Here is a 10541-nt window from a genome sequence, read left to right as displayed (position 1 = left end):
ACGTGCATTTTCTTCTGGGGTACGATTCTTTCTGGCCATATGTAATACCTCCGATGTGGTGCTTCTATTCTACACCACATCGGAGGTTTACACAAAATTTGGGATGGTCTCTCAACAAAGAACCGTTCTCTGGTCGTGGCATCTGCATAGAGTGCCTTTATCAGCTTCGTGTCCATCTGCATAGCAGCCTCGTATACAGCATTGCGCAGCAGTTCTCCTTCTGCGGTAAAAAAGCGTTCGTCTTGTTTTAAGACCTCAACAACCTTATCAAAAAAGTTACTCATATTAAATCCCCTATTCGTTCTATAATAAGGACAAAGTTCCTCTACAATATATCGCAAGTTGAGAAAATCTTCAAGGCATGAAGATTACATTCAATCGCAAATTGCATATGAAACATATAAAAAAGCGGTGTACTACCCTTTTCGGGGCAAAGTACACCGCTTAAATCATATCGATTTACTGAACGTGCTTCTCAAATCTGTCGTAAGTTGGTCGTAAATTCTGCTCGAAATCACTTAAAAGACTTGATATACAAGTTCTTTTTAGTCCAGGGGCTTCATGGTCGGGAACAGAATGACCTCCCGGATGGTGTCGGCGCCGGTCAGCAGCATGACGCTGCGGTCGATGCCGATGCCCATGCCGCCCGTGGGAGGCATGCCGTACTCCAGGGCGTTGAGGAAGTCCTCGTCCATCATCTCCGTCTCGTCGTCGCCCCGCTCACGCTGCTCCACCTGCTTCTCGAAGCGCTGGCGCTGGTCAATGGGGTCGTTCAGTTCGGAGTATGCGTTGGCCATCTCGCTGCGGCAGACGAACAGCTCGAACCGCTCGGTGAGCCGGGGATCCGCCGGGGAGCGTTTGGTCAGGGGAGACACCTCCACCGGGTACATGGTGATGAAGGTGGGCTGCACCAGCTGCTCCTCCACCCGCTGGTCAAAGCAGGCGTACAGGGCGTTGCCCCAGGTGGGCTCAGCGGCATCCGCCAGCTCCACGCCCTTGGCCTTGGCGGCGGCCACGGCCTCCGCGTCATCGGAGATGGCGCCGAAGTCGATGCCCACGTACTCCTTCACCGCATCGATCATGGTCAGGCGGCGCCAGCCGGGGGTCAGGTCGATCTGCTCGCCCTGCCACTCCACCTGGTAGGTGCCCCGGATCTCCTTGGCGGCGCCGGAGAGAATGCCCTCGGCGATGTCCATCATGCCGTGGAAGTCGGTGTACGCCTGATACAACTCCACGGTGGTGAATTCGGGATTGTGCTTGGGGTCCATGCCCTCGTTGCGGAAGATGCGGCCGATCTCATACACCCGGTCCATGCCGCCCACGATGAGCCGCTTCAGCGGCAGCTCCGTGGCGATGCGCATGTACATGTCGATGTCCAGGGTGTTGTGATGGGTGATGAAGGGCCGTGCCGCGGCGCCGCCGGCGATGGTGTTCAGCACCGGCGTCTCCACCTCGATATAGCCCATGTTGTCCAGATAGTTCCGCATGAACTTGATGAACTGGGAGCGGATGACAAAGTTCCGCTTCACCTCCGGGTTTACCATCAGGTCCACGTACCGCTGGCGGAACCGCAGCTCCTTGTCCTGAAGACCGTGGAACTTCTCCGGCAGGGGCAGCAGGGACTTGCTCAACAGGGTGATCTTTCTGGCCCGGACGCTCATCTCGCCCCGCTGGGTGCGGAAGACCTCGCCGTCCACGCCCACGATATCGCCGATGTCGTACTTCTTGAACTGGTCGTAGTTCTCCTCATCCATCTCATCCCGGCGGGCATAGAGCTGGATGCGGCCGTCCCGATCCTGGAGGTCGCAGAAGCTGACCTTGCCCATGCCCCGCTTGCTCATCAGACGGCCAGCCACCTTCACCGGCTGGCCCTCCAGGGCGTCAAAATCGTCCTTGATCTGCTGGGAGGTGTGGTCCCAGTCGAACCGGGTGATCTGGAAGGGGTCCTGACCGGCGGCCTGGAGCGCCGCCAGCTTCTCCCGGCGGACCTTGGTCTGCTGGCTCAGGTCCTGCTGGGGCTGTTCATTGTTCTTCTTCTGTTCAGCCATCTCTCTGCTCCTTACCGCTCGATCTTCGTAACAGTGTACGTTTTGGTGCCGTTGGGGGCCTCCACCTCGGCGATGTTGCCCTCCTTCTTGCCCAGCAGCGCCTTGCCGAAGGGAGATTCTTCGGAAATGATGTTGTGCATGGGGTCCGACTCCTGGGAACCCACGATCTTGAAGGTAAAGGAGGTCTTACTGTCCTGGGTGCTGGTCACGGTGACGGTGCAGCCGATGGTCACCACGTTGGAGGGCGCGTTGTCCTCATCCACGATGACGGCGTGCTGCAGGATGACCTCCAGTTCTGCGATGCGGGAGTAGAGCTTGCCCTGCTCGTTCTTGGCCTCGTCATACTCGCTGTTCTCGCTGAGGTCGCCGAAGCCGCGGGCCACCTTGATCTGCTCCGCCACTTCGTCGGAACGAGTGGTCTTCAGATAGTTCAGTTCCTTGTTCAGCTCGTCGTAGCGGGCCTGGCTCATCTTGTATTCCTTTTCCATAGCCATATCGGTTCATTCCTTTCGTAGATGCGCGGTGCCTCCTGGCAGACACACATACTAATTCTGATTATACCATGCTTTCGTATTATAGAGTTTCCAATATGGAAAGTCAAGCCGCGAATCCATTTCTGTCTTTAAAATACATGTTGCAAATCATTTTAAAAGACTTTACACTCTTTTTTGCCATCTATTATGAATACGAGGAGGCGGAGAGATGGGTTTTTATATCAGTGTGCAGGAAGAGTTTTTGGATGGTCCCACCGTCTGGTACATGCGGCGGACCGGCCCCTATGGCCCCGAAAACGCCGCGCTGATGGAAGATTTCAAAGGCTGGATCAAGGCACAGGGGCTGTACAGCGATGACGCCGTCATCACAGCAATTGCGCTGGACGACCCCCGTACCACCAGGCCGCAGGACTGCCGGTATGACGTTTGCCTGCTCCGTGTCGGGAGTGCGGCCCCCCTTTCCGGCAAAGTGGATATCCGGCGGCTGGACAGCGGGCGATATCTGACGTTTTTGATTGAACACACCCCGGAGGCCATTCGCCGCGCATGGGCGGAATGCTTCACTGAACCGGAGCGGCACGGCTTCCTTCCGGACCTTTCGCGGCCTGTCATGGAGCGCTACGCGAAGCGGCTGGTGGACCGCCATCTCTGTGAATTATGCGTCCCCATTTTGTGATGGCCCCGGGCGGTCAGACAGGCGCCTGTTCCGGCGGCTTCACCGGCAAAACCGCCACCTGTCCCGGCCGGATGGCCCCTGCCGTCCACAGGGCGGCCAGCAGCTGACGCCGGTCGCAGCCATCGGGGAGCTGTTCCTCCCCCGCCTCCAGTCCCAGAGCGTTCTCCGGCAGCGTCCCGCCGGGATACAGCTCCAGCACCGTCTGCTCCGGAAATGCCCCGGCCCTTGGCGAGAACTGCACCACCACCGCCGCACGGCGGAGCTGCTCCATGTCGCCGGTCTGGGCCAGGGGGACGCCGTACTCCCGCCGGAGCTGGCGGCAGAAGGTGCCGTTCCGGTCCGGGGCGCAGAGCAGCACGTACCGGTTCCGGATACACAGAGCCGTCACCGCCTGACGGACCTCCGCCGTCAGATGATCGGCGCACACCGCCACCACGGCGCTGCGGCCAGACTGCCCCCGGGCCTCCAGCGCCGCCTGTACCAGCTCTCCCGTCAGTGCCCGATACATGGGCAGCGGGTCCGCCGGCCGGATGTTGTACCGCTCAAATTCCTCCAGATGCGGAAACCCCTCCGGAAATACTGCCCGGGTGACACCCAGCCGCTGAAGCTGCCGGGCCGCCGCGGCGCACCGACGCCGCAGCAACGCCGATGGCGTCCGGTCCCGCCGCGTGATGTCCGCCTCCCAGAACCGGAGGCGCAGCACCGTCCGCTCCCGGAGCGGGGCGCGGCGGCGCTGTTTCTGATCTGTCCACTGAATCAATCCAAACATGACAAAGCCCTCCCGCTCCATGGTATGGAGCGGGAGGGTTGTTTATGAGAGGAATCCGTGGAAAAATCAGGGCTCAACTCCAGTTCTTGATGTAGTTCGTCAGGTATTTCAGCGGATTGATGCGGACGCCGTTCTCCGTGATCTCGAAGTGGAGGTGGGGTCCCGTGGAGTTGCCGGTGGAGCCGGTGATGCCCAGCACGTCGCCCTGGTTCACATACTGCCCCACGCTGACGCTGCGGCTGCTGAGATGGGCGTAGAGCGTAGTGTTGCCGCTGCCGTGGGACACCACCACGTAGTTGCCGTAGGAACTGCCCTTCTGGGACACGATGACCGTGCCCGCCTTGGCCGCCTTCACCGGCGTGGTGTAGCCCACGCCGCCGATGTCGATACCCTTGTGGTTGGTGGAGCCCAGCACACTAGGGCGGGTGCCGAAGGGGGAGTTGATCTTGTGGCTGGGCACCGGCCAGATGTAGCCGCCCAGCGCTGCGGAGGTGGTGGTATTGCTGCCGCCGCTCTGGGCCGCCTTGGCCGCCTGCTCCTCCGCCAGCTTTTTGGACTGCTCCACGATCTTCTTCTGGACAGCCGCCTCCTCCGCCTCAACGGCGTCTATGGCGGACTGATACTCCTTCTGGTTGGCCTCGATCTCCTTCACCAGATTGTTGGCCTCGGTGCGCTGGGTATTCAGCTCGGACTTCTTGGACACCAGCTCGCCCTTGGCCGTCTCAGCGTCAGATTTCTGGTCCTCCAACTGCTGCTGCTTGGCCGCCATCTCCTCCTGGAGGGCCTTCAGCTGGTCGATGACCCGCTGGTCGGAGTCCATGATCTCGTTGATGAAGTCCAGGCGGCTCAGCAGATCCGTGAAATCCTGGGAGCGGAACAGGACGGACCAGTAGCTGATGGTGCCCCGCTCCTCCATGGCCCGGACTCGCTTGCAGAACAGCTCATACTGGGCTTCTTCCTTCTCCTGGGTCTCCGCCAGTTCCGTCTCCGTCTGGGAGATGAGCTGGGTGTAGCTGTCGATCTGGGACTGGATGTTGGAGATCTGCTGCTCCAGATTGTTGATCTCCTCATCCAGCAGGTTCTTCTGCTCCAGGGCCTTGGACTTGTCGCTTTTCAGGGCGCTGATCTTAGACTGGAGATCCTTGCGCTTAGAGGCCAGGGAGCTGGCGTCCGATTTCAGCGCGTCGATGTCCGCCTGGGTAACGGCCCGGGCAGCGGGTACCGCCGGAGCGGGAACCGTTAGTGCGAACACGCACACCAGCGCCAGCGCCGCCTGGAAAAAGCGCCGCAGGGGCCCTCTCTTGTTTTTCAATGTATTCATTGCTGTCCTCCCGGATGTTCTCAGACCTGCAGGAACTTGCGGATGGCGGACAGGCTTCCGCCCACGCCCACCACGACGCCCGCGCCGGCGAAGGCCGCCGCCACAGGCTTCCACAGTTCGGAGAACTCCACCATCCGGATGAGCTGCAGGGAGTCGTTGGCGGCCACGCCCTGGCACACCGCCTCATACAGCGCCCATTGCAGGAAGAAGGCAATGGCCGCGCCCAGCACACCGATCATGAAGCCCTCGTAGACGAAGGGCCAGCGGATGAAGCCGTTGGTGGCGCCCACCATCCGCATGATGGCGATCTCCTCCCGGCGGTCAAAGGTGGTGAGCTTGATGGTGTTGGAGATGATGAAGATGGACACCATGAACAAAATCAGGATCAGGGCCACGCACACCACGGTGGCCACGTTCCGCAGGGTGATGAAGCCGCCGGCGATCTGCTCCTCCGCCCGGGTATCCGCCACCCCCGGCACCGCCTCGATGGCCGTCTTGGTCTCGCTGATCTGCCGCAGGTCCGCGATGTGGATGGCATACCGGTCCCGGAAGATCTCCGGGTCCAGGTCCTGGAACATCTCCTCGTCGGGATACTGCTCCTCAAAGGACTTCGCGGCGTCTTCCCTGCTGATGTACTCCACGCTGGTGACATTGTCGATGGCCCGCAGCTCCTCCTGAATGGCCTGCGTCTCCTCCGGCGTGCAGCTGTCGTCCACAAAGGCCAGGATCTCGTTCTCGCTCTCCATGTCCTTCAGATTGGCGTCGGCGTTCACCGCCACCAGGGTGAAGGTGCCCATGATCAGCAGGCAGGCCACCGTGATGCCGATGGCCGCGAAGGACATGAAGCCGTGGCTGAACATGTTGCTGAAGCCCTCGTGGAGGAAATAAGTGAATTTGTGGTCACGCATGGATGTTCCCTCCCACATAGCCGCCGACCTGGTCGCTGATGATCTGGCCGTTTTCCAGGGTCACCACCCGCTTGCCGAAGCGGTTCACCAGATCCTTCTCATGGGTCACCACCACCACGGTGGTGCCCAGCTGGTTGATCCTCACCAGCAAACTCATCAACTCCAGAGAGCGGTCCGGGTCCAGGTTGCCGGTGGGCTCGTCTGCGATGATGGTGGAGGGATTGTTCACCAGTGCCCGGGCGATGGCCACCCGCTGCTGCTCGCCGCCGGACAGCTCGTCCGGATAGTCCCTGCTCTTGTCCTTCAGGCCCACCAGATCCAGTACATAGGGGATGCGCTTCTGGATCTCCTTGGAACTGGCGCCCACCGCCCGCATGACGAAGGACAGGTTGTCATAGACCGTCTTCTTGCCGATGAGGCGGAAGTCCTGGAAGATCACCCCCAGGGTCCGCCGCATCATGGGCAGCTGACGGCCGGAAATGGTGCTGACGGCAAAGCCGTTGACCATGATGCGCCCGCTGGAGGGGATCACCTCTCCGGTCAGGAGCTTGATGAGGGTGGACTTTCCGGAGCCGGAGGGGCCCACCAGGAAGACGAACTCTCCGTCCGCGATATCCAGGGAGATGCCACGGATGGCCTCTGTGCCGTTTTCGTACTCCATCTCCACGTCTTTCAGCCGGATCATACAGAATACCTCGCGTATTTCATAAAGTCAGCGGCCGTTCCGCCGGAAAAAACACCCCGGCGGCACGGTCGACATAATTCCAAACCATTGTCTATTATAAATGATTTTTCCCGCTGATGCAACAGCCGTTTGCAATTATTTCACCCTGCGGATACAGGGGAGACGACGCCGGACCGCCGTTCCGTTTCTCGTCCTGTCTTGCCGGGAGGGGACTGTCTGTGGATAACACGTCCCGCCGGGGCAGATCGTTTCGCCCACTCAGGCAAAATATTTCCCCGGCACAGCAGCCGCAGGCTTCTGCACCGGGGGTGTCTCATCATGGATGTCGTTTTCCGGCAGGCTGTTTACGCCGGGAAATTCTCCCGGGCATACCGCAGCAGCTCCTCCCGGAAGTCGGGATGGGCGATGGCGGCCATGGCCTCGGCCCGCTCCCGCAGAGAGAGGCCGGGGAGACAGGCCACGCCGTACTCCGTCACCACGTACTGGATCATGGTGCGGGGCGCAGAGACGGTGCTGCCGCCGGAGATACAGGGCACGATGTTGGATTTCAGGGTCCCGTCCTTTTTCCTGTGGACGGAGTTCAGGCAGATAAAGCCCTTGCCGCCCCGGGAGCGGAAGGCCCCCTCCAGAAAGTCCATCTGGCCGCCGATGCCGGAGAGCTGGCGGGTGCCGGCGGACTCGGCGTTCTCCTGACCCATCAGATCCAGCTCCACGCCGCCATTGATGCTGATGACGTTCTTCATCCGCCCGATGCGCTCCGGCGAATGGATGTAGTCCAGATCGGCGGGATGGAACAGATCCGGCTCCTCGTCCAGCCAGTCATACAGTGCCTGGGAGCCCATGGCCAGATTCCAGGCAGAATAGCCGTTATCGATCTCCTTGCGGCTGTTGGTCAGTTTTCCGGCGCGATAGAGCTCCAGGAACGCGTCGCTGATGGTGCCTGTGTGGCAGCCCAGATCCTTCCGGTCGGACTCCGCCAGCATCCGGGCCACCGTATATGGCACGCCGCCCACTCCCAGGGACAGCACAGCGCCGTCCGGAATCTCATTGACCACGTACTGTGCGATCCTGATGTCCTCCGGAGAGGGGTCCCGATAGCTCCGGACGGGCAGCGGCTCATGCTCCCCCTCCACAATGAAGTCCGCCTCGGACAGGTGGACACGGTGGGAGCCGTCCACGCCTTGCAGCTTCGGCAGGCGCTCATTGATCTCAAACACCACGGTGCGGGCGCTCTCAAACATGGTGCGCCACGCGAAATTGGAGATGCCCAGGCCGCAGTAGCCGTTTTCATCCGGCTGGGAGACGGGCACGAAGGCCACGTCGGTCCGGATGTGGCGGTCCCGGTAGAGATACGGCAGCGCCCGCAGCATCACGGGCATGAACTGCACCAGCCCACGGCTCTGGAGCTTACGCTCGTAGTCGCCGATGTGCCAGCTGTAATAGTGGAAGGTGGTCTGCTCCGGGTCGCACTCCACCGCCTCAATGCGGGGACGGATCACCAGTCCGCCCCGGATGCGGATGTCCTTCAGTTCCCCCTTGCGGGCGGCCAACGCCTTGTCCATCAGCTCCGGGAAGCCCCCGCCGAAGCCGTACTCCACCCAGTCGCCGGAGCGGACAGCCTGTTCCGCGGCGGCCTGGGGCGTCACCAGTTTGCCTGTGTACTTGTTGAGCGTCATCGTCGTTCCCTCTTTCATGGTGTGCTGCCTCCGGCAAGCAGGCCGGACAGACCGTGAAGTTCTCTTGCAGTCGATTATACCATGGACTTCGCCGGAATGGCAAGGACGGATTCCCCGTCCGTGGCCTCCCGCCGCGCCAAAGCAAACGCCGGCCCGACAGTCGTCGGGCCGGCGTTTCGTTCATGTTTGGATTTACTTCGCGATCTCAAACTCCACGGTGCCCAGCGCACCGATGGCCACGGTGTAGGGCGGGAACACTACCACGGGATCGCCCGCTTCGTTGATATAGAAGCTGGTGGTCTCATCCACGGTGGAGAAGCCGCCCATGCTCTCGTCAAAGTAGACGGAGGGGTCCTCCGCCGCGGCCATCTGGGCCTTGATGGACCGGTTGCAGACGTCCACCCAGTTCTCTCCCAGCAGATCCGCCAGAGTCAGCTCCTTCTCGTTGGCCACGTCCAGGTTGTAGTAGACGCTCTCCTGATAGGCGTTGGCGATGGACACATTGCTGTTCACCACGAAGGACACGGTGGTGTCCGTCTGGGACTTCACCTCATAGGTGACAGTGACCTGATTGTCGTGCTTGTCCCAGTCCTCCTGGGTGCCGCCGGTGGCGAAATAGGCGTCCTTGTAGTCCTGGATCAGCTGCTCGCCCTCAGCGGTCTTCTCCTCCACCCGCTGCCGGATCTCCTGGTTGATGGCCTCGGTGAAGTCTCCGCCGCCCTCCAGTACCGGCTGCTCCACGGTCAGGGTGCGGTCGGCGTCCGTGTCGGTGTAATTGCGGATGGTCAGCACCTGGAACAAACCGCCCACCACCGGCACGTCCGCCGCGGCGGAGGCCAGCGTGGGGCTGATGTTCAGTCCCGCGAACACCACTACGAAGCAGGCCGCCGCAGTGCCCACAGTGCGGAGTGCCGCGCCGTGACGGCGGCTGCGGCGTTTGCCCTGGGCGATGCCCGCCCGGACACGGCTGTCCAGTTCCTCGGGGATGGGGATGTTGTCATATTCGCGCTTTGCGTCTTCCATTCTGTTCATGTTGCTCCTCCTTCTAATGCGATCCGTAATTTCTTCAGCCCATTGTATAATCTCGTCTTGACTGTACTCAGGTTCCAGCCGGTGATACTGGCAATCTCCTGCAAAGACAGCTCCTCATAAAACCGCAGGCGGATGACCGTCTGGATCTCCGGCGGCAGCTGGCTCACCTGCTGGTCCAGGGAGTCGTCCGGTGCCGGATCGTCGTAGGTACCGGCGTCCAGCATCTCATCCGGGACGAGCATTACCCGCTTTCGCTGCCGGAGCTGGTCGTTGCAGACATTCATCAGAATGCGGTAGAACCAGGTCCGCAGGGCGTCGGGGTCCCGCAGGGTATGGCGCTTTTCCAGCGCCGCGCACACCGCCGACTGCACCGCGTCCAGGGCATCCTCCCGGGAGCGGAGCGTGCTGTAGGCCAAGCGGTAAAAATGGGTCTGATTTTCGATCAGGTAGGTCTCCAATGCGTTTTCTGTGATCGTGGCCACGGTTCCGGTTCCTTTCTTTCTGCGTTCTGATGAATAGACGGAGGAGACGGCGAAAAAGTTTTGGGCTGAGAAAATTTTTTGAAAAATCTTTGGAGCTTGCAGATGCCCTCCTATTATATAGCGAAGCCAGCGGCCTTTCCAGGCCGCTGGCTCCAGCTTGTCGAAAATCCCCTGTTTGAAGGAAAAGAGTTCTTTTTTGCAGGGGGAGTACGAGGGGGCTCCCGCCCCCTCGTGTTGGATCGAATGCCTGCAAAAAGCCTGTGTCAGCAGGCGTTTGCGCCGCGCAGCGGCAGCTTTTCTGCCCGCGCAGCGGGCCGAAAAGCGAGGCATTGTGAAGGCTGTCGAAAAACCCTGTCTGAAGGAAAAGAGTCCTTTTTTGCAGGGGGAGTACGAGGGGGCGGGAGCCCCCTCGTGTTGGATTGAATGCCTGCAAAAAGCCTGTGTCAGCAG

The 10541-nt window shown here is 60.7% G+C and carries 12 protein-coding genes; 2 read left to right on the top strand and 10 right to left on the bottom strand.

What is annotated here, in order from left to right; all coding sequences use genetic code 11:
- From ACTNBU_RS11810 to greA, 3 genes are all read right to left on the bottom strand, one after another.
- The coding region (locus ACTNBU_RS11810; RefSeq protein WP_441034204.1) for a hypothetical protein at positions 1 to 284 on the bottom strand (284 nt) is incomplete at its 3' end.
- 261 nt (positions 285 to 545) lie between these two features.
- Entirely contained in the window at positions 546 to 2048 is a 1503-nt protein-coding gene (lysS, locus tag ACTNBU_RS11805; RefSeq protein WP_441034203.1) for a lysine--tRNA ligase, read from the bottom strand.
- An 11-nt stretch (positions 2049 to 2059) separates the two neighbouring features.
- Positions 2060 to 2542, bottom strand: coding sequence for a transcription elongation factor GreA (gene greA, locus ACTNBU_RS11800; RefSeq protein ID WP_441034201.1), 483 nt, complete (start codon positions 2540 to 2542; stop codon positions 2060 to 2062).
- 208 nt (positions 2543 to 2750) lie between these two features.
- Here greA and ACTNBU_RS11795 point away from each other — a divergent pair, with 208 nt between their 5' ends.
- On the top strand, positions 2751 to 3218 hold the full coding sequence (locus ACTNBU_RS11795; protein WP_441034199.1) for a GyrI-like domain-containing protein: 468 nt from the start codon (positions 2751 to 2753) through the stop codon (positions 3216 to 3218).
- 13 nt (positions 3219 to 3231) lie between these two features.
- On the opposite strand, the gene ACTNBU_RS11790 is transcribed toward ACTNBU_RS11795, so the two are convergent.
- The 7 genes from ACTNBU_RS11790 to ACTNBU_RS11760 form a co-directional block, all read right to left on the bottom strand.
- Entirely contained in the window at positions 3232 to 3987 is a 756-nt protein-coding gene (locus ACTNBU_RS11790) for a hypothetical protein (protein ID WP_441034197.1), read from the bottom strand.
- Between the two features lie 73 nt (positions 3988 to 4060).
- Positions 4061 to 5308 (bottom strand): murein hydrolase activator EnvC family protein, encoded by a 1248-nt coding sequence (locus ACTNBU_RS11785; protein ID WP_441034196.1) that lies wholly within the window; start codon positions 5306 to 5308, stop codon positions 4061 to 4063.
- 20 nt (positions 5309 to 5328) lie between these two features.
- Complete coding sequence (ftsX, locus tag ACTNBU_RS11780; protein WP_441034194.1) at positions 5329 to 6216, bottom strand: permease-like cell division protein FtsX; 888 nt, start codon at positions 6214 to 6216, stop codon at positions 5329 to 5331.
- Positions 6209 to 6901: a cell division ATP-binding protein FtsE gene (gene ftsE, locus ACTNBU_RS11775; RefSeq protein WP_441034192.1), complete on the bottom strand. Its 693-nt coding sequence runs from the start codon at positions 6899 to 6901 to the stop codon at positions 6209 to 6211. Before ftsE ends, ftsX begins: the two co-directional genes overlap by 8 nt.
- 344 nt (positions 6902 to 7245) lie before the next feature.
- Positions 7246 to 8595, bottom strand: a complete 1350-nt coding sequence (locus ACTNBU_RS11770; protein ID WP_441034190.1) for an acetyl-CoA hydrolase/transferase family protein — start codon at positions 8593 to 8595, stop codon at positions 7246 to 7248.
- Between the two features lie 174 nt (positions 8596 to 8769).
- Complete coding sequence (locus ACTNBU_RS11765; RefSeq protein WP_441034188.1) at positions 8770 to 9609, bottom strand: DUF3298 domain-containing protein; 840 nt, start codon at positions 9607 to 9609, stop codon at positions 8770 to 8772.
- Positions 9606 to 10091, bottom strand: coding sequence for an RNA polymerase sigma factor (locus ACTNBU_RS11760; protein WP_441034186.1), 486 nt, complete (start codon positions 10089 to 10091; stop codon positions 9606 to 9608). The genes ACTNBU_RS11765 and ACTNBU_RS11760 overlap by 4 nt, the downstream gene beginning before the upstream one ends.
- A gap of 175 nt (positions 10092 to 10266) precedes the next feature.
- Here ACTNBU_RS11760 and ACTNBU_RS11755 point away from each other — a divergent pair.
- Positions 10267 to 10541, top strand: a 275-nt coding sequence (locus ACTNBU_RS11755) for a hypothetical protein (protein ID WP_441034184.1), incomplete at its 3' end; no start/stop codon positions are given.

Origin of the sequence: Dysosmobacter sp. HCP28S3_G4, assembly GCF_052065175.1 — a bacterium.
In the GTDB taxonomy this organism is placed as follows: Bacteria; Bacillota; Clostridia; order Oscillospirales; family Oscillospiraceae; genus Oscillibacter.
The sequence above is the reverse complement of the archived record's forward strand: the minus strand, read 5'-3'. Positions and strand labels throughout refer to the sequence as shown.

What these genes read in the sequence shown, in the direction of transcription:
- ACTNBU_RS11765 (WP_441034188.1), bottom strand. Translation starts at nt 9,609, where the DNA reads ATGAACAGAATGGAAGACGCAAAGCGCGAATATGACAACATCCCCATC.
- ACTNBU_RS11795 (WP_441034199.1), top strand. Translation starts at nt 2,751, where the DNA reads ATGGGTTTTTATATCAGTGTGCAGGAAGAGTTTTTGGATGGTCCCACC.
- ftsX (WP_441034194.1), bottom strand. Translation starts at nt 6,216, where the DNA reads ATGCGTGACCACAAATTCACTTATTTCCTCCACGAGGGCTTCAGCAAC.
- lysS (WP_441034203.1), bottom strand. Translation starts at nt 2,048, where the DNA reads ATGGCTGAACAGAAGAAGAACAATGAACAGCCCCAGCAGGACCTGAGC.
- greA (WP_441034201.1), bottom strand. Translation starts at nt 2,542, where the DNA reads ATGGCTATGGAAAAGGAATACAAGATGAGCCAGGCCCGCTACGACGAG.
- ACTNBU_RS11785 (WP_441034196.1), bottom strand. Translation starts at nt 5,308, where the DNA reads ATGAATACATTGAAAAACAAGAGAGGGCCCCTGCGGCGCTTTTTCCAG.
- ACTNBU_RS11790 (WP_441034197.1), bottom strand. Translation starts at nt 3,987, where the DNA reads ATGTTTGGATTGATTCAGTGGACAGATCAGAAACAGCGCCGCCGCGCC.
- ACTNBU_RS11770 (WP_441034190.1), bottom strand. Translation starts at nt 8,595, where the DNA reads ATGAAAGAGGGAACGACGATGACGCTCAACAAGTACACAGGCAAACTG.
- ftsE (WP_441034192.1), bottom strand. Translation starts at nt 6,901, where the DNA reads ATGATCCGGCTGAAAGACGTGGAGATGGAGTACGAAAACGGCACAGAG.